Source organism: Thomasclavelia ramosa DSM 1402 (assembly GCF_014131695.1).
GTDB classification, from domain to species: Bacteria; Bacillota_I; Bacilli_A; order Erysipelotrichales; family Coprobacillaceae; genus Thomasclavelia; species Thomasclavelia ramosa.
The window spans coordinates 1,462,888-1,482,698 of record NZ_CP036346.1 but is presented as its reverse complement, the minus strand read 5'-3'; the positions used below and the strand labels follow the sequence as shown (position 1 = coordinate 1,482,698).

The window sequence follows — 19,811 nt, the reverse complement described above, 5'->3', positions numbered from 1 at the left end:
GCATCTCTTCCTTGTAAGACTTTATAACATTTTTTCCATAGATTGAATCAACCTCAAATATTTTCATTCCGGTTTCATTAATAAATAATAAATCATAAGTTTCTAAGTCAACAATATATAAAAGTTCAGAAATATCATTTAAGGGAGCGCGCATGTTTTCAGCCAGTCTTGCAAGTTATACTTTACGTTGTTTATTATTTTCTTCCTCTTTCTCTAATTTTTTTCGTATTTTTTCTTGTTTAGTATTATACTTATAAATAAAAAACACTAGTATTGCTAACGCTAGATTCAAAATTATTAATGTTCCTTCTGCTGAATACACGCTCTTTTCAGAATACAATTCCGTAGAATGTACCGTATTATCTGCCAACTCAAAAAAGGCTTCACTATAAAAATATAAATTCCCATTATCTCTGCCTTCTCGAACCAAATAAATTTCTTTTTTTAACCCCTCCCAATCAAATTTCATTTGAGTCATATTTTCTTGGAAATCATCAGAAGCTAAACGAATCAAACCAAGTTCACCATGTCCAGTTTGTAGTTCATCAATAATATCATCTATTTTTTTTCACTAATTTGTCATTTGGCTTATTACTTAATTCTTGTTTGATCAATCGTTGCGTTGCACCACGAACAACACCAGTATAATTGATAACTCTGGCATTTCCTTGAAGATTATGAATTACATAAATCGAAATAATACTAGATAACAATAGTGACGTAGTTAGAACAATTAAAAATAATTTTCTACGCATAAAGGAATCCTCCCAAAGAATTATCTTTTTACACTTTATAAGCAGTTATATTATATTTTCCAACAGTATAAAAAGAACATTCAAAATTTAATCATGTTCTTTTACTCGCTAAATATTTTAAAACTAACCTTTATTTATAAGTATACTCTATTGCACTCTTATACGAAAATTTAACCATAATTTAACATTTTTTGTATCACACTAAAAAAGGCCAATTCGGCCATTTTTAAAATTTGTATGTAACTTAATCGATTGGCAAATTCAATAATTTCCAGCTCAAATCAATCATCTCTGGTTCATCCATCGAATTTTTTATTACTACTTTCCCTTCATGATTTTCTTTCTGCAATAATTTTTTTCCTGCTAACTGCCGCTTTAATTCACATGAAGTTCCATGACTGCCATCAATAATCTGTATTCTTCGCTCTCCTAAAAATTCTTTTAAATACGGTCTTAAAAAGGGGTAATGCGTACATCCTAAAACAATTGTTTCAGTAGTATCATTTAAATAAGGGACAAGTGTTTCATTAAAATATGCTTCTAAAAAGCTCCCATTCAAATTTCCATGTTCTACAAATTCCATTAACCCCTTACATGATACTGGTATTATTTTGGCACGGTCTTTATAGATATCTAGCAGCCGGTTAAACTTTTCTTGTTTTATTGTCATAGGTGTTGCCATTACTAAGATTTCACCACCATGGTTTGATTCAACTGCTGGTTTAATTGCTGGTTCAATTCCAACTATTGTTAAATCAGGATACATTATTCTAAGCTGTCGAACAGCTGCACTTGTTGCAGTATTACACGCTACTGCTAATCCTTTGATCCCTAATTTTAATAATTTATCAACGATAGCAAAGGTTAAATCTCTAATCTCATCTACTGATTTGGTTCCATAAGGAGCATTTAAAGAATCACCATAGTATATAAAATCTTCATGAGGCATTATCTTTATCGCCTCTTTTAAAACACTTAATCCCCCTAAACCAGAATCAATGAATCCAATTGGTAAATTTCTTTCTTCATTTATTTTCATTCGTGTTCTCCCCTTTATCTAGCACTTGATTAACATCTCTAAAATTAATTGCATATTAGCACTTGTATCCAATCTTGTAAAGTACCTTTGAATTAACAATTACATGAATCATTAATAAAAAACTCCTTTATTACCGTATAATAATTATTAAAAACAAGATAATATATTTGATTAAAGCAAATTAAAGCCGTTCATAATAAAAAATGAAGGAGTGATAAAATTATGCCATATATTTCAAATGTATATGCAAGACAAGTATTAGATTCAAGAGGTTTTCCAACAATTCAAGTTGAAGTAACTACGGAAAGTGGATTTTCTGGAAGTGCGATTGTTCCAAGTGGTGCCTCAACAGGAAAATATGAAGCCTTAGAATTACGCGATAACGATGATGCACGGTATCGTGGAAAAAGTGTATTTAAAGCAATAAACAATGTGAATGAGACTATTGCCAAACTAATTAAAGAAAAAAGTGTATTAGAACAACGAGAAATTGATTTAGCAATGATTCGCTTTGACAATACAGAAAATAAAGAAAAATTAGGTGCTAATGCCATGCTGGCAGTATCTTTGGCGGTTGCAAATTGCGCTGCAAACTATCTTGAAATTCCATTATACCGTTATTTAGGCGGTTGCAATGCTCATGTCTTACCAACCCCGATGATCAATATTGTAAATGGCGGAAGCCATGCTACTAACTCACTAGATTTTCAAGAATTCATGATTATGCCAATCAGTGCCAATTCTTTCTATCAAGCAATGGAAATGGCAACAAATGTTTTCCATACTTTAAAAGATATTTTGAAAAGAAGTAATCTAGCAACTTCTGTGGGTGATGAAGGTGGATTTGCGCCTAATCTCGAATCCAATGATGATGCCCTAGAATTAATCATTAAAGCTATTAAAGAATGTAATTATGAACCTGGCAAAGATATTTCAATTGCCCTCGATGTAGCTGCCAGTGAACTATACCAGAATGGTATTTACACAATTAATGGTAAACAATATACAAGTGATGAATTAATTAAATATTACGAACAACTTGTAAGCAAATACCCTATTATCTCTATTGAAGACGGTTTAGATCAAGAAGATTATACTGGTTGGAAAAAACTTACTAGTAGACTAGGAGCTAAAATTCAATTAGTTGGTGATGATTTATTTGTTACTAATACCAATCGGTTAAAAGCCGGAATCGCAGGAAACTATAGCAATAGTATCTTAATTAAATTAAATCAAATCGGTACTTTAAGTGAGACTATTGATTGTATTGAAATGGCTGTAAAAAACCAGATTGCTCCAATTATTTCACACCGTTCTGGTGAAAGTGAAGACACTTTTATTAGTGATTTGGCAGTCGGTTTAAATATTGGACAAATCAAGACTGGTTCGATGTCTCGTAGTGAACGTATTTGTAAATATAATCGTCTATTAAAAATTGAAGATGATCTTGTCGGTAATTCATGTTATCAAGGAAAGATCAATAATAAATAATTTATCTCTTAAATAATTCAATTAAATAACTTAATTAGTTTTAATTTAAAAATGGTAGCGATATTATCAATAACATCACTACCATTTTTAACAAAAATATAAATTCTTTTATAATAAAATGTTATCTTCGTTCATAAAACAATCACTTATTCTATTATAACTTAGTGATTTAATCAACTTTAGTTTTATTTCATAATCATGAGTAGTTTCAAAAAGACGAATTTCCTTTCTTAAAATTGTAGGAATAATCGTCATATGATAACGATCTATAAAATCTTTTTCAATTAATTGTGAAATCAGATTTGTGCCTCCATAAATCCAGATATTTTTTCCTACTTATGATTTTAAAAGATTTAAAAAATCGTAAGCATCATCATTAGTAAATTTAATTTTAGCTCCATTTTCATAATATTTGTGTGTAAAAACATGAGTAATCAAATTGTCATAGACCCACATCTTAGGTGACAATTCTGTTACAATTTGATGATAAGTATTCCATCCCATAATTACTGTATCTATATCTTTAAAAATTCTTGATTGCTATTTTGATTATCTGAATTAACACCTTGCCCATGTAACGCCACATCTCCACGAACAATATAACCATCAAGGCGTATTGCAACATATAAAATTATTTTTCTCACTAATTTCTCCATTTAAGCATGCTCTTCACATAAACTGTTTGTAATTTACACTTTCAAAACATTCTATTGCCTTTCATCAAGATATTTTTCTATTTCCGCAAAAGTTAATTTACGCACTTCAGTTCCCGAATACTTAATATATTTATCCATTTTAAATATTAGTGCCATTTCTTTCATACTTTATCACTATTTTTCTTTAGATACTCTTTCAAATAACCAGTACTACTAAAAATCTTATAAGAAGTTCTCCATTATTATTTTCAATTCGATATATCACACATGTTTTTTTAACTATAATCAGCTGTACATAAATACATCTTAGCAATTTCAAGGCTTTTAAATGGAAAAGTCCACCTTTATAACCCTCGTTTAAATCACATTCTATACAGATATTTCTTCCACACGTTCCACAAATATACTGAGTATGTTTTTCTAAACAAACTAGCGAATTTAATAATGACGTACAGCGTCTTTCATCCACATAACATTCTTGACACATTTTTCTTCCTACTTATTTAAGTTATATAAATAATTTATCCATTTCGAGGAATTTCTTTTAGTTTCAAAAGCTTTGTATCCCTTATGACTATAAATATATTCTATTTTCCATTGGCCTGAACCTACTTGCTTCTCTTCAAGGAGGTTCTTCAACGGAATCGTACGTTGATCCCACCATAAATTTCGTTCATTTACAATATATACTAAATCTGTCAATGATAACATATATGCTTGAGGAAACATGATTTTATCAATATATTTACTAATGCATTGCTGATTTGATAAGCGCTGATACATATTGTGCTTTAACATATATACAATTCCCTGTTCAATCAGTTGTTCGACATGAGAATCAGCATTTTTAATATATTTAGCATAAGTAATCAATGCTCGTACAGTTTTACCAATCCCAATATAACATGGTGTAGCTTTCATACATCCGCCATGTTTGCAAATTTCTCCATATCGCCAAGATGTTCTTTGATTTCTCTCAAATACTTGATATCTTTTTATCCAATCTAGAGCATTCTGTGCTTCATTACTCTTTGCCATTTGCAATCGAGTATATGCTTCTAAAAGCATTGCATTGTAACAAGGAACAATGCAATCACCTTGTCCATTATATGAAAAACCTTCATCAGCAGCTAAATTATTAGATATAAAATCAATGATTTTTTGAGTATATGGCAATTGTTCAATAAATGGTATTTCTGATAAACAAATAAGTCTAAAAATATTAAAGAAGGAACTGTCTTCATAATCTCTTGTCAATTTTTCAACTAATTTAGATTCTTTTAATAATTCAGATATTTCTATTTCAGAAAAAGCTTCACCATGCTCAAAGCTTTTTCTTAAAATCAATGCACTATCTATAGCTTGTTCTTTCATTAAAATTATTCATCCTTTAGCCATTTTTTTAATTCAATAAACACGTTTTCCATCCTCCGGCTTGTCTCACCAAATAACTCGTTATTGATTACCGGCAGCTCCTCATTGCCAAAAGAACGTTTATCTATATATGTTTGATACCACAATTCAATTTGAATTGCCTCACAATTTTCAACACTGGCTCCATAATATTTAGTAATATAGCCTCCTGCAAAAGGATTATTTTCAGTCACTTTAAAATTTTGCTTCTTCATCATTTTTTTAAAGAAATTTGTAGTTTTAGAAGTACAAGCACGACCATTATCATTACCAAGAATAATATCCGCGCCATAATTCAATCCAAAGCTATGCAAATCAATTAAATAAACTTTTTTAAAATATTTTTGCTTCTCTAGCAATGCTTGTCTAATCGCCTCATGATAAGGTAAATAATAATCAGCAATCCGTCTTTCAATTTCTTGTACTGATAATTCGTGATTATACATTAAAGCTCCTTGAGTGGTTTTTGTATAAATTAGATTTGTCTTATAAGAACTACCTTTTTTATCGTTAATATCACGATTCACATCAATCAAATGCCGGTTCATATTATTAATAATAATTGTGAACCCTAATTCTTTTAAAAAGCCATACAGTTTTGGTAAATACCAATCAGTATTAGGAAAAATAACATCGTCCATTAAATTTTCAGCCATTTCAGAAGTTATATATGTTCCACTATGCGGTAAGCTGATTACTACAGGCAGCTCATGCAACGATGTATTAATTGTATACATCGACTGTTTATCTTTTAATATCTGTATCATACTATTCCTCTCATATTTTCCCATCTTAATTTAGTTTAAAAAAAGTGATAACTATATTTTATCATTTACCCATATGTAGATCATCAACAAGTAGATGGTGTGTTTGAATTAAAAATGGTAAAAGTATTTCACCATCATATTAGAAATATTTTCTCTAGTCGAATAAGAGAGTCTCATTATCCTTCTTACCAAAGTTAGTGTGTAATATATGTTAATATGGTATCCTAGACTGTAATGAAAATTAAAATACATTATTTCCTAGTGAATCAGTAAATATTCAGTTTGTTCTTTTGCCATTTTTGTAGCCAACTGGATATAGTCTTCTATCTTTGGCTGTATTGCAACTATGACTACTTCAAATAATCCCATCTCTAGCTCTAAATATGTAAGGGCTGTGTCGATTTGATCATATAGAACGATTTGACCGTCAAAAAATCAGTACCTGCATGCCTCTATCTCACTTGCATATTTACTTACTGCATAGGTCAAAACCATTGTGAATGAATAATTTTGCTCTCAAATTCTTTTTTAAATTCGCAGTATCTACTTCTAAGTTCAGACAAAAACATTGTTCACTACTATCTCAAAAAAAACTGACAATACATTGATCTTTTCCAATTATTAAGGGCAATTATTTTATATAATTCCATCCTATTTCTCCTTTAATCGTATAGATACAGTTTACTCTTCTCAGCTTTTTAACACAACAATAATGATATAAAAAAGATTATCACAATCTTGTTTTAACTATTTATACTGTTCTTTAAATTGTTATAAAAAAATAGAAGTTCTGAAATAAACCATTCTTCATTTGGAGACCCAAATAACTGAGTTCATTTCAGTTCTTCTACTTCTATTTATTAAACTGCATTTTATAAAAGGTTGCATATTGGCCATTTTTTGCCAATAATTCATCATGTGTTCCTTCTTCTTCAATTCCTTTTGTAGATAATACACAAATGCGTTTAGCATTTTTTATCGTTGATAAACGATGGGCAATAACTAACGTTGTTCGATTTTTGGCCAGTGATTCTAATGATTGCTGAACAATATGTTCACTTTCATTATCCAATGCACTTGTCGCCTCATCAAAAATTAAAATTGGAGGATTCTTTAAAAAAACCCGAGCTATACTTAATCGCTGTTTTTGCCCACCAGATAGTTTCACTCCACGCTGACCACAATCAGTATCATAGCCATCTGGTAATTCCATTATAAAATCATGAGCATTTGCTTTTTTAGCAGCCTCAATGACTTCTTCATCTGTTGCGTCAAAGCGACCATAACGAATATTATCTAAAATTGTTCCAGCGAATAAATAAACATCCTGTTGGACAATCCCGATATTTTGACGTAATGAATTTAATTTAATATCTTTAATATTTTGTCCGTCAATAAAAATATCACCCTCACTAACTTCATAAAAACGTGGCAGTAATGAGCAAATGGTTGTTTTTCCTGCCCCTGAAGAACCAACTAAAGCAATATACTCACCAGGAGCAACTTTTAAATCAATGTCTTTTAACACATAATCACTTTTTTGATTGTATCTAAACCCGACATGCCGATACTCAATGGCTCCTTTAACATCTAATAAATTATGAGCATCTTTTTTATCCTTAATATCAGGTTCAATTTCCAATATTTCCATGAATCTTTCAAACCCAGTAATCCCATCTTGAAATTGCTCAGTAAAATTAATAAACTTTTTAACTGGATCAATAAGATTATTAATATAAAGCAAGAATGCAATTAAATCAGCTGTATTTAATCCATCATTAGAAATAAAAATAGCCCCAAAGAAAACCGCTGCTACAGTCACCATACTAGTAAAAGCACCTAATCCTGAATGAAATTTTCCCATATAAAAATAACTATTTTTCTTACTGCTTACATAACGACTATTTTCATCATGAAACTTAATAATTTCATGACTTTCATTCCCAAAACTTTTTACCACACGAATTCCCGATAAATTATCTTCAATTCGTGCATTAATATCCCCTACTCTTTGTTTATTTCGCTTAAATGCTCTTTTCATTTTACGATTGTAATAATAAATAAATGCACCCATCACTGGAATAAAAGCAAAAACAATTAATGTTAATTTAAGATTAATTGTTGCTAAAATAATAAATGCACCAAAAAATTTAATAAATGAAATAACAATGTCTTCAGGACCATGATGATAAAGTTCAGTTAATGAAAACAAATCGTTTGTTAAACGTGACATTAATTGCCCCGTTTTTTGTTCATCATAAAAACTAAATGATAATTTTTGATAATGTTGAAATAATTCATTACGCAGATCACGCTCCATATAAACCCCCATCACATGACCTTGATATGCCACAAAATAGTTACATAAATACTCAACAATAACTAAAACTACCATAAAAATCCCTAATTTATATATGATGCCCATTTCAAAATTATCAGCTATTAAAACTGTTCCTGTAATGTAGCGAATAATCATTGGAAAAACCAATGTAATTCCTGCAGCAATCATTGCACAAAACATATCTGCTAAAAATAATTTTAAATATGGACGGTAATACGATAAAAATTTTTTAGATCTCTCACTCATTATTCAACCTCCTTCTGTACTCTTTATTTCACCATATAATAACATATTTATCCAATAATTTTAAGTATTTTATCCAAATGTTAAGATTGTGTTAATTTATTTTACAAATAATTTACAATTACTTAACATTTCTATATTATGTTTGTGTATAGGAGTGTGATTTTATGACGTTAGCGGACATTGATTGGCCGATGATACTTGCAGGTTTAGGATTGTTTTTATTTGGAATTGAGTACATGGGCGATGGTTTAAAAGGATACTCAGGTGATAAAATGAAAGATATCATCGATAAGTATACTTCTAGTCCATTCAAAGGTATAGTAATAGGTGCATTTGTAACTTGTTTGATTCAGTCAAGTTCAGGAACAACAGCATTAGCAATTGGTTTAATTCGTTCTGGTTTGATGACCCTCGAACAATCAATTGGAATAATTATGGGTGCCAACATCGGAACAGTTATTACGTCCGTATTTGTAGGGTTAAAAGTATCTCAATATGCAGTATACTTTATTATCCTTGGGGCAGCTTTTTTAATGTTTTCAAAAAACAAAAAAACAAAATATATGGGACAAATCATCTTTGGATTTGGATGTTTATTCTATGGTTTAGAGTTAATGGGAGATAATTTAGCAAATATTTCAAAAGTCCCAGAATTTACACAAGTAGCGAATTATCTATCACAAAATCCATGGTTAGGATTATTGGGTGGAACATTATTAACAACAGCAGTTCAATCTTCAGCAGCGGTAATTGCAATTGCTCAACAGATGTACGGTGCTGGAGCAATCGGTTTATCTATCGCTTTACCATTCCTTTTTGGAAGTAACATCGGTACAACGATTACTGCCGTATTAGCTTCATTTGGTGGAACAGTACCAGCTAAACGTGCTGCTTTCTTCCATGTATTATTCAATGTGGTTGGATCACTATTATTTATGATCGTCTTATCGCCATTCACGCTCTTGATAGAATGGCTTGCTGGAGCATTAAATATTTTACCTGAGCTACAATTATCAGTAGCTCATGGAATCTTTAACGTTGTAACTACGGCATTCTTTTTTCCTTTAATACCAGCAATCGTAAAACTTATCAAAAAAATCTTACCGAGCAGTAAAAAAGAAATAAATATGGATTTAAGCGAATTAGATCAAAATGTTGTTCAGTTATTCCCGAGTCATGCTTTAGCTATTGCTAAAAACAAGATAATCGAGATGGGTCATATTACAATTGAAGCAGTTGAAGGAATTAGAGCTTATTTTGAAACTAAAAACCCATTAGCTAAAGATGGTGTTTATGAAATGGAAAATGCTATTAATACACTAGACAGTAAAATTACTGAGTACTTAGTTTTGATTTCGCATGAAACTCTAAATGACCATGATTCTAATGACTATTTAGCAAATATGAAAACTATTAAAGATTTTGAAAGAATTGGTGATTTATGTATTAACATTGTTAAATATTATGAAGCAATCTATGATGAAAAAGAAGATTTTTCACCAGAAGCTCGTGAAGATCTAGAAGCGATGATGGATATGGTCATTGATATGTTAAATCACGCAGTTAAAGCCTTTGATACTCATGATTTGGATGATATTGTTTATGTTGACGACAAAGAAGCAGATTTAGATTACTTCAACAAAAAAGCTAAACAGCGTCATATCAAACGAGTTGGTCGTAAAATTGAAAATTCAGCACTAGTTAATTCAACTTACGTCGATATTCTTGCTAATCTCGAACGAATGGGCGATCATTGTCAAAATATTTCTGAATCGTATTTATTAGATGAATCAGCCTATCTTAACGAAGAACCAGAATCAGCATTTTCAAAGTAAACCGTGTTTTACACGGTTTTTCTTTATTGTTTGGATAAAAAATGATAATCTAATAATATATTTATAAGGAGTCGATTATGAAATTAAGATTAACTAATTATGATACTAGTGAGTATAAACAATTTGAAGATATGCTAAATAATTTATCAAAGTCAGGCTATAATTGCAAAAGCGTTGATATGTTTACAGTTTTTAAAAAAGATGAGCAACGTCTCTATTATAGAGCAGATATTTTTGTACCTCAAAAAAAATCTTCTAAAAACAATCGTGAACAGCGTGATCAGTGGTTATTAAATTATGTAAACCACGGTTATGAATTTATTGGTAAATCACGAAAGATATATGTTTTTAAAGCCGCTCAAGCAGCCAATATTAAGGGTACAGATCAAGCGCTGCTGCTAACTTATTTTAAACGCAATAAGACCATCTCCAATATTATTTTTATTTTTGTCGCTATGCTGCTTTCTTTTTTACTGATTCCAGGTGTTTTTGCTAATCAAAACCCAATGGAATTTATCACGAACGGGTCAATAATTTTACATTATATTCCCTTATTATTTTGCCCAGCATTACTAATCCGTTTCTTCAATCATCATCTCACTACTGAAAAGATCAAACTAACTTTAAGTAATAAAAAAGCAAATAATAAAATTAGCAAATATCCATTTATTATATCAAATTGGTTATTAATTGTTTCAATTGTTTTAATTATTGCTGGATTTTCAATCGATTTTATCGGGCGTGAGACACTCCCGCTTAATGATAGGATCATTACATTATCAGCACTTGGTCTATCTAGTAACAATGATGAATATAATACTTTTAATAAAAGCAGCAGTTTAATGATCAAAGAGGCAATAAGTTATAATGAAGAAAATGATAATGATGCTTTGATTGTTAATTATTATTACTATAATTCAGAAAAAAAAGCTAAAAATGCTTTGAACGATTATTTAAACAGTGTTAACTTTAAAAATAAAAAGCAAATAACCAATGGTTATCTGCTTTCAAATGATTCAATTTATAATTGCATTGCTTTTGTTAAGAATAAGCGATTAATCATCGTTCAAACAACAGTAGATCTTCTTGAAAACAATACTTATCAAAAAATTACATCATTTAACTACTAAATCAGTTCAATAACTGATTTTTTATAATTTAGTTAATAATTTGATTACTTCGTCTATTTTCTGATCTGCATCATGCTCATTAATCGCATTTTTAACACAATGGTTGAGATGATTAGATAATACCTCATTATTAGCATTTTTAATTAGTGATTGAATAGCTAATAACTGATTCGAAATATCAATACAGTAACGCTCATCTTCAATCATCTTAATAACTGCATCAATTTGTCCTCGCGCTGTCTTTAAACGTAATAAGACTTTTTCATTAGACATTTTTAATTCCTACCGCTTTATAACCAGCTTTTTCAATAGCATTTTTCAAAATACTATCATCTTGAACTGTTTCAACACGAGCAAGATTATTTTCTAAATCAACTGCAGCAGTTGTGTCTGCTAAGCCATTTAAAGCTTCTTCAACATGTTTTTTACAATGTTGACACATCATTCCTTCAATTACAATTTCCTTTTTCATCTTCTTATTCTCCTTTTGATAGTATGGTTTAAAGCGTTTTAATCGTAACGCATTAGTAACAACACAAACTGATGATAATGACATGCATAAAGAACCAACCATGGCATCTAATCTTAATCCAAAACTATAATAGAAAATACCGGCTGCAATTGGAATCCCTATCACATTATAAATAAATGCCCAAAATAAATTTTCTTTAATATTAATAATTGTTCTTTTTGATAATTCAATCGATGCCACTATATCACGAATATCATCTTTCATCAAGATAACATCGGCTGCATCTATCGCAATATCATTTCCTTTACCGATAGCAACACCCACATCACTACGAACTAGCGCAGGAGCATCATTGATTCCATCACCGACCATTAAAACACTATTGCCCTGTGCTTGCAATTGTTGGATTACATTTTCTTTATCTTGTGGCAAGACTTCAGCAATTACCTCATCTAAACCTAATTGTTTATTAATAGCATTTGCAGTACCTTTTAGATCACCAGTTAGCATAACTGTTTTAATTTTCATTTCTTTTAAACGCTGAATTGCTTGACGACTTGTATCTTTGATATCATCAAAAATACTCACCAACCCTATCAGCTCTTGATCATGAGCTAAAAATACTAATGTTTTACCTTGAATTAAATATAAATCAATTTTTTCTTGATATCGACTTAAATCAATTCCACTCTCTTTCATCATCCTTAAATTACCAACTGCATATTCAACATTATCAATTGTTCCTCTAATTCCCAAACCACTTAATGATTCAAAATCAGTAATCTCTTTTAATTCTAAATTCATCTCAGCAGCTTTTTGAATAAAAGCATTCGCTAAAACATGACTAGAACCCTTTTCTAGCGATGCAATGATCGCAATTACTTGTGCTAATTCTAATTTGTGACTATAAATATCACTAACTTGAGCCATTCCTTTAGTTAGAGTCCCTGTTTTATCAAAAACAACTACGTCAATATTATTTTCATTTTCTAATACTTCTGCACTTTTGATTAGGATCCCATTAGTTGCTCCAACTCCTGTTGACACCATGATTGCTACTGGAGTTGCCAAACCAAGAGCACATGGACAAGAAATAACTAATACCGCAATTGCGCTAGTAATAGCAAAATTCAAATCTTCTCCCATTATCAACCATCCTACAAAAGTGATTAGGGCTATTACGATTACTGTAGGAACAAAATATTTAACAACCTTATCAATAGTTCTAGTCATTGGTGCTTTGGAACTAGATGCTTCTTCAACCAATTCAATAATTTTGGCTAATGTACTATCCTCAACCGTTCTTGTTACAGTATATATAAAAGTACCTTGGAGATTATTTGTTCCCCCAATCACTAAACTACTTACTTCTTTTTCAATCGGAAGACTTTCACCAGTAATCATTGATTCATCAATAGAACTAAATCCTTGTACTATCTTACCATCGACTGGCACTGTTTCATTTGCCCTTACTAGAACCAGGTCATCAATTTTTAATTCGGAAATTTTAACAATTTCTTCTTTGCCATCATTAAAACGACAAGCGACATCAGGAGCCAATTCTAATAACTTCCCAATCGCATCAGTTGTTTTCTTCTTTGATTTAGCCTCAAGATATTTCCCAAAACTAATCAATGTAACAATCATACCAGCAGATTCAAAATAAACATTATGGACTAAATGCATCTCCATTAAAGATCCGCTTAAAGCTAAAACAACTGAATAAATACTATAGACAATAGCAGCTCCCGCACCAAGTGCAATCAACGAATCCATAGTTGGATCAAAATGGATCAAATTCTTAAAACCATTAACAAAGTAATCTTTTTTCAAAATCAAAATTGGAATCAAAAAGATTATTTGTAATATGATATTAAAATAAACATTATCCCTAATAATATTAGGGATTGGATAACTGAGCATTGATGACATTGATACATACATCAGTAATCCAAGTGCGATGAAACAATAAATTAATTTCCTTTTCAAATTACTTAAGTCGTCATTATCAACTAATGCATCATCATAACTACTCGCCTGATATCCACCATCTTTTACGGCTTTAATAATCATGCTATCATCAACTTTTGTTTCATCAAATTCAACATTCATTGAATTTGTTAATAAATTCACCTCAACATGTTCAACTCCCGGTAATTTACAAACACTATTATGAACATGATTTTCACAAGCTGAACAAGTCATCCCTTTTACACTATATTTACGTTTCATAAGACCTCCTCCCCCCTCCTAGGGGGTACGGATATAGTATAGCCCAAAATAAAATTTTATGCAAAAGAAATGCACAAAAAAACTATTACAAAAGTAATAGTTAATAAAATCTTGTAATATCCTCAACCGTTTTACGTTTAGGCCGTTCTGGCTCAATATCACTAATACCTATAGCAATAACTGAAACAATTATTTCTTCTTTAGAAATATCTAACAATCCCTTGATTTTATCAATATCGCGAATCCCCATGACCAATGATCCTAATCCTAATTCTGTCGCTTTTAAAAGAATATTTTGATTGTGAAGTCCAAGATCATAACAGCCCCAGCCATTTGCCAGTTCGTTACTAGGCGTTCCATCACGTTCAAATCCTGAGCGATTTGGAATGAAAGATGTTACTATTAAAACCGGTGCATCTTTACAATTTTCTTGATTAAACTCCGGTAAACATCTCTCTTTAAACTCATTCAATAAAGGTTGTGATGTAATAACATGATATCGAGCTGTTTGACTATTTTTCCAAGATGGTGCTTCGACTGCTGCTTGAATAAGCAATTGTATCTGCTCGTTAGAAACAGGCTTCTTTTTATATTTTCTAATACTTCGGCGCTGCTTAATAATTTGGTCTAATGACATTATTTTTCCTCCTTACTCATTATTTTGATTACCTCTTACTTCAATTATACCAGAATTTATCAGTTCAATAAACTTATCAACTAAATCGGGATCAAATTGCAATCCCCGATTACGCTTTAATTCATTAAGAGCATACTCTAATGAATATGGTTCTTTATAACTCCTTCTTGAAGTCATTGCATCAAAAGAATCCGCTATTGCCATAATTCTTCCTCCGGCCGGGATATCTTCACCAGAAATTCTTCTTGGATATCCACGCCCATCATAACGTTCGTGATGTGTTAAGACAATTGGAATAACGTAGTCCAATGAAGGTAAATGTCGAATAATATTAACTGAAGCTTCCACATGCGATTGCATAATTTGGTATTCTTCATCACTTAATTTAGAAGTTTTCTTTAAAATATTTTCTGAAATCCCAATTTTACCAATATCATGAAGAAGTGCAGCTTCATTAATAATCTCGACTAATTCACTATCATATCCACATCCGATTGCTAATTTTGTAGCATAATAAGCAACATTTTCAGAATGGGTAAAAGTATAATGGTCTTTTGCATCAATTGCAGCTGTCAATGCATAAATTGTCGGCGCATACTCTAAGTAAATATTCTGTTTTTCTCGATGTGCATCAACAATCGTCACACCACTTGTACTTTCAACCACTCCTGCATTATAAACTGATACACGATTTTTACCATGTCGCTTTGACTGATATAGCGCTTGATCTGCATAATCTAATAATTGTTTAATTGTATTGGCAGATACCGGAATAGAACTAATACCAAAGCTTGCAGTAACTACTTTTAAAGTATAGTCACTATCTCGTTTATTCATATTCATTATTTGCTCGCGAATGTTTTCGGCCAGATCTTTTGCTTCTAAAGGTCCATAATTTGGTAAAATAATCCCAAATTCCTTTCCCCCTAAACGTGCTGTATAACCTTGTGTATTTACATAATCATCCATAATTCGTGCTACATTAATTAAGACAATATCTCCTTCTTTATTACCATACAATTGATTATAAAGCCGAACATCATCTACACTTACTAAAATCAATGATAATTGGCGTTCTCCCAATTTTTCATATTCATTATTCAAAGCCTCATAAAAATATTTACGATTCAACAGTCCAGTTAATTCATCACTACGTGCTTCATTATAAACTGTCTCATACATTTTTGAATTAATTAAAGCAATGGCACTAATTGAAGCAACTGAAGACAAGAAACTAATTTCTCCATAACTATACCCCGAGCGCCGTGGTTTGGGAGCCAGCAGGATCATCCCAATTAATTGCTCTTGTTTAACTGGGATAATTCCTTCAATATTTAGATTTTCAAATAATTGTTTCTCACTGTCCCACATTGAACGATAATTTATTGAATGTCTAAATTCACTATAAAATATCATATCATCGTTATTCATTAATTTAATCACCACAGGATTTTCATGATTAATAATATAGTTATTTTTTCTTAACGGTGAACTGCTGTACTCAATTGAATAATCACCATTGTCATCTAAAAGACAAATATACACTTGTTTGGTTTCGACACATTTCAAAATTATTTCACCCATTGCCCCGACAATTTCATTTACTTGCAAAGTTTTTGAAACATAGTTAGAAAACTCTTTTAAACTATCTGATTGCTGAATTTCTTCTTTTATAAAAATTGCATCAATAAATTTTTTTAACATTGTATAAATTATCGCAGTTACAATCGTAAAAGCTACTGCAATTACTAATACATAATAATTTTTAGTAATCAAACCAAAATGTTCAAATAAAATATTTTGAAATGTACCAACTAAATTAGCAAATAAAATAATTGACAACATTCCAGCTATTACATAACTGCTACGTCGTGAAACTAAAAGATTAAGCCTAAATAAACGTCGTTTATACAAAGTATAGAACATACATATTGCATTAATAACCCCAGCAACAATATCAATTGGAAAACCAGCAAACCACCCCAACATAACACAAGTATTTCCAAATATTAAACATGCAATCCCAGCAAACATTGGCATTAGCCGGATCACCTGATTACGATTTTCTTTAAAGCCTTTTATGATCAACGAAACACAATAAATAATACTTGCTAGAAAGAAACAATAAAAAATATACGTATAAACATTAGAAGTATAATAAAATGCTGGAATCCCGCTAGCCCTTATTGTATATTCAGGTGCTGGCAGCAAGAGTTCTGTTGTAGCATTAATAATGAAAAGTCCGACAAAAAGAAAGAACCAAATAGTATCTTTTTTATGAGGTGAATTAAATAAAAATTCATGGACAAAACTAATAAACGCATATGGTACTAGACATAAACCCAATAAAGAAATATCATACCAAAATTTGACTGATGGTCCAAACATTGAACGCATAAAGAAAGAACCACCAGTCCAAAACATCATCGCCATTAACAATGTCATAAAAGCTTTAATCAACTTAGTTTTCTTTGAAGCCGATAATGAAATAAATAAAAATATATAACAGTACAGCGCAATAATCGAGACATATGTATAATTATTCATATAGTCGTCCTCCCATTTCAACCCGATAATCCTGATCTTGAATCGTTAACAGTTCATTAATTTCTAAAGTTGGAGGATTAATTTTTTTAATTTTATGAGAATGATTTTTTTCATAATAGGCAAATGTTCCAGCTTTTATAATTGTTATTTTTAACGGATCGATACCTAGAATTTTCTTTAAATCCTGATAATCTTGATCTACATATTTAAAATAAATGCTTAATTGTTCCCTTAGTATTTCAATTGAAATAGCTTGGGTGATTTGAGCATGTGGATCCATTTCAACATATAGATGCAGATATGGACGATTATTATGATTAAATTCTTTTTTAGCAATATAATTAGTGATTTTAAGTCCCGATAATTTGACAACTTGATCAATCGAATTTTCAGTAATCCTTGTAAACCCGCCAATATCAATGACATTTGGAACCCGATCGAGATATTTAAATCGCGGTAATTTAATATTCTCATCTTTATTTTTAAGATCAATACACTGATACATATCACCTACTCGATAACGCATAAAGGCTCCGCCTTTTAAAACAGATATTACTAATTCATAACTCATTCCTTCTTCAACCTCATTTATCAATACTGTTCGAGGCTGATAACTAGAATCAGCTAAATTTTTCTCCATTTCGTCACTTGGGATAAACTCATAAAAACAAGCATCAGGGAAAAAGTATAATCCATTTCGGCTCCACGTCTCAGTGCCTATACAAGTTGGTTCCGTTCCAGCAAATATTTCCATTGGACGAATACCCCACAATTCTTCTAAATCATCCTTATAACAAGCATTATCTGTTCCTGCTACCATAAATCCCTTTAATTTAAAAATATCTTTAGGTTTTAACTCACGTCCTTCTTTTATGCATTTGCATTTTGCTAATACAATCTTAGCAAAACGTAATGGAGATTTTTTTAATAAAGAAATAGCACCGCCACCACCAGAACTCATTTTTCCTAAACTTAAACTAACATAATAAGTTACACTTCCTAAACCAAAAAAATAGTCAATTCCCTTTGACAATCCTAATTTAAATCCTACTTTATTTCGAGTTGAAAAACTCATTTTCACAGCATCCTTAACAGGCGGTAAAAATTCAATACCGATTTCCTCTTCAAATGCTAATGGTAACAAGCCTGTTGCATAAGGTAATGGTGCTAGACCATATAAAATCGTATCTGTCGAACGGGCTTTAAAATCCCCTCGCTTTGTTGAAGTTCCCAATAACAAACAGGCACAGACATTTCGTTTAAATGTATCCAGCATACTTTCAGTATAAGGAGCCACCTTGATGGGATGTTTACCACCCTCCCAAGTTGTCTGGATCCATAAAACCGGTTCATCTGGTAAAAGTTCGCTTTTCTTTTGTAATAAGTCGCTAGCATAATCATCATAAGAAGTTAATGGAACTAGTCCACGAAACTCCTTAATATTTTTTGGTGTACTTCCTTTTAATATTTTTTTCCCTAATGGGCTTCGTGACCATAAGGCAATTTGTTCTTCCATCAGACGATTTTGAATCTGAACAAATTCATCCATCGATAAATCTAAAAAGCCACAGTATTCATTCCAAACATCTTCTCGACTCCGTGCTTTTAATTTATCCTCAAATTTCATTTTGACACCTCCCCAAATGTTCTAATACAGCTTCTAATACTTTTAATTGTTGGAACAAGAAATGGTACTATTTTTTTATATTCATCGTAATCAACAAATTGCTTGGGGAAAATAATTATGTCTTGTAAAATCACATACCCAATATTTAATAGATTAAATCCAATCAACATAAATAACATAGTTTCATTTTGAAAAGCTAGATATAAACATAAATACATTAAAATCATCATGTGCACCCCCGGATGACGACATAAGGCATAGACACCGGTTTTTACACACGGCTGTTTATTCTCAGTATTTTTATATGCATCATCAAATTTTAACGCAAAAAATAACGTATAGATTAACCCTATCGCTGCCAGTAATGCAAGTCCCAAAAAGATAATAAAGTGTGCATCTATTTTTTTAGGAAAATAAATAATAATATTCGCTAAAGTAGCAAATACTAATATTATTGACCCAATCGCAAAAAACTTTTTAAAAATTTTATTACCTAAATAAATTAAATTCAAATCATAAATGTACATCATAAAAAAAGCAATAATCCCACAAATATTTAACATATATACCCTCTCACTCTATTTTCATATATGTCTATTATACACATAATCGCTCAATTTTTT

Annotated in this window: 19 protein-coding genes; 3 read left to right on the top strand and 16 right to left on the bottom strand. The window is 30.9% G+C overall.

Going from position 1 to position 19,811, the window contains the following annotated elements:
• Positions 1–175: 175 nt before the first annotated feature.
• The 3 genes from EYR00_RS15840 to murI all read right to left on the bottom strand — a co-directional run bounded on the left by EYR00_RS15840 (position 176) and on the right by murI (position 1,794).
• Positions 176–514: a hypothetical protein gene (locus EYR00_RS15840; protein WP_229107887.1), complete on the bottom strand. Its 339-nt coding sequence runs from the start codon at positions 512–514 to the stop codon at positions 176–178.
• A gap of 40 nt (positions 515–554) precedes the next feature.
• Complete coding sequence (locus EYR00_RS15580) at positions 555–755, bottom strand: hypothetical protein (protein WP_003538160.1); 201 nt, start codon at positions 753–755, stop codon at positions 555–557.
• Between the two features lie 244 nt (positions 756–999).
• Entirely contained in the window at positions 1,000–1,794 is a 795-nt protein-coding gene (gene murI, locus EYR00_RS07025; RefSeq protein ID WP_003538159.1) for a glutamate racemase, read from the bottom strand.
• A gap of 222 nt (positions 1,795–2,016) precedes the next feature.
• On the opposite strand from murI, the gene eno reads away from it, so the two are divergent.
• Positions 2,017–3,285 (top strand): phosphopyruvate hydratase, encoded by a 1,269-nt coding sequence (gene eno / locus EYR00_RS07020; protein ID WP_003538158.1) that lies wholly within the window; start codon positions 2,017–2,019, stop codon positions 3,283–3,285.
• A gap of 108 nt (positions 3,286–3,393) precedes the next feature.
• Here eno and EYR00_RS15575 read toward each other — a convergent pair whose 3' ends face one another.
• The 7 genes from EYR00_RS15575 to EYR00_RS06995 form a co-directional block, all read right to left on the bottom strand.
• On the bottom strand, positions 3,394–3,555 hold the full coding sequence (locus EYR00_RS15575) for a hypothetical protein (RefSeq protein ID WP_232254059.1): 162 nt from the start codon (positions 3,553–3,555) through the stop codon (positions 3,394–3,396).
• Positions 3,556–3,621: 66 nt separating this feature from the next.
• Positions 3,622–3,789: a hypothetical protein gene (locus tag EYR00_RS15570; protein ID WP_003538156.1), complete on the bottom strand. Its 168-nt coding sequence runs from the start codon at positions 3,787–3,789 to the stop codon at positions 3,622–3,624.
• Between the two features lie 11 nt (positions 3,790–3,800).
• The gene (locus tag EYR00_RS15565; RefSeq protein WP_003538154.1) at positions 3,801–3,941 is read right to left on the bottom strand and encodes a hypothetical protein; all 141 of its coding nucleotides are present in this window, start codon (positions 3,939–3,941) and stop codon (positions 3,801–3,803) included.
• 196 nt (positions 3,942–4,137) lie between these two features.
• Complete coding sequence (locus EYR00_RS07010) at positions 4,138–4,428, bottom strand: hypothetical protein (RefSeq protein WP_003538153.1); 291 nt, start codon at positions 4,426–4,428, stop codon at positions 4,138–4,140.
• A gap of 8 nt (positions 4,429–4,436) precedes the next feature.
• A complete protein-coding gene (locus EYR00_RS07005) occupies positions 4,437–5,315 on the bottom strand; it encodes a hypothetical protein (RefSeq protein WP_003538152.1) in 879 nt (292 codons plus the stop codon).
• A gap of 5 nt (positions 5,316–5,320) precedes the next feature.
• A complete protein-coding gene (locus tag EYR00_RS07000) occupies positions 5,321–6,121 on the bottom strand; it encodes an N-formylglutamate amidohydrolase (protein ID WP_009300620.1) in 801 nt (266 codons plus the stop codon).
• A gap of 853 nt (positions 6,122–6,974) precedes the next feature.
• Entirely contained in the window at positions 6,975–8,708 is a 1,734-nt protein-coding gene (locus tag EYR00_RS06995) for an ABC transporter ATP-binding protein (protein ID WP_003538150.1), read from the bottom strand.
• A 164-nt stretch (positions 8,709–8,872) separates the two neighbouring features.
• On the opposite strand from EYR00_RS06995, the gene EYR00_RS06990 reads away from it, so the two are divergent.
• Both EYR00_RS06990 and EYR00_RS06985 read left to right on the top strand, forming a co-directional pair.
• Positions 8,873–10,543 carry a Na/Pi cotransporter family protein gene (locus EYR00_RS06990; RefSeq protein ID WP_003538149.1) on the top strand — a complete coding sequence of 557 codons (1,671 nt, stop codon included), beginning with the start codon at positions 8,873–8,875 and terminating at the stop codon, positions 10,541–10,543.
• A 77-nt stretch (positions 10,544–10,620) separates the two neighbouring features.
• A complete protein-coding gene (locus EYR00_RS06985) occupies positions 10,621–11,673 on the top strand; it encodes a DUF2812 domain-containing protein (RefSeq protein WP_003538148.1) in 1,053 nt (350 codons plus the stop codon).
• 21 nt (positions 11,674–11,694) lie between these two features.
• On the opposite strand, the gene EYR00_RS06980 is transcribed toward EYR00_RS06985, so the two are convergent.
• The 6 genes from EYR00_RS06980 to EYR00_RS06955 all read right to left on the bottom strand — a co-directional run bounded on the left by EYR00_RS06980 (position 11,695) and on the right by EYR00_RS06955 (position 19,751).
• Positions 11,695–11,946 (bottom strand): metal-sensing transcriptional repressor, encoded by a 252-nt coding sequence (locus tag EYR00_RS06980; protein ID WP_003538147.1) that lies wholly within the window; start codon positions 11,944–11,946, stop codon positions 11,695–11,697.
• Positions 11,939–14,377: a heavy metal translocating P-type ATPase gene (locus EYR00_RS06975; protein ID WP_003538146.1), complete on the bottom strand. Its 2,439-nt coding sequence runs from the start codon at positions 14,375–14,377 to the stop codon at positions 11,939–11,941. The genes EYR00_RS06980 and EYR00_RS06975 overlap by 8 nt, the downstream gene beginning before the upstream one ends.
• Positions 14,378–14,477: 100 nt before the next feature.
• On the bottom strand, positions 14,478–15,014 hold the full coding sequence (locus EYR00_RS06970; RefSeq protein ID WP_003538145.1) for a nitroreductase family protein: 537 nt from the start codon (positions 15,012–15,014) through the stop codon (positions 14,478–14,480).
• Positions 15,015–15,026: 12 nt separating this feature from the next.
• Positions 15,027–17,561, bottom strand: a complete 2,535-nt coding sequence (locus tag EYR00_RS06965; RefSeq protein ID WP_003538144.1) for a histidine kinase N-terminal 7TM domain-containing diguanylate cyclase/phosphohydrolase — start codon at positions 17,559–17,561, stop codon at positions 15,027–15,029.
• Positions 17,554–19,188: a GH3 domain-containing protein gene (locus EYR00_RS06960; RefSeq protein WP_003538143.1), complete on the bottom strand. Its 1,635-nt coding sequence runs from the start codon at positions 19,186–19,188 to the stop codon at positions 17,554–17,556. The genes EYR00_RS06965 and EYR00_RS06960 overlap by 8 nt, the downstream gene beginning before the upstream one ends.
• Positions 19,185–19,751: a hypothetical protein gene (locus EYR00_RS06955; protein ID WP_003538142.1), complete on the bottom strand. Its 567-nt coding sequence runs from the start codon at positions 19,749–19,751 to the stop codon at positions 19,185–19,187. Before EYR00_RS06955 ends, EYR00_RS06960 begins: the two co-directional genes overlap by 4 nt.
• Positions 19,752–19,811: the final 60 nt, after the last annotated feature.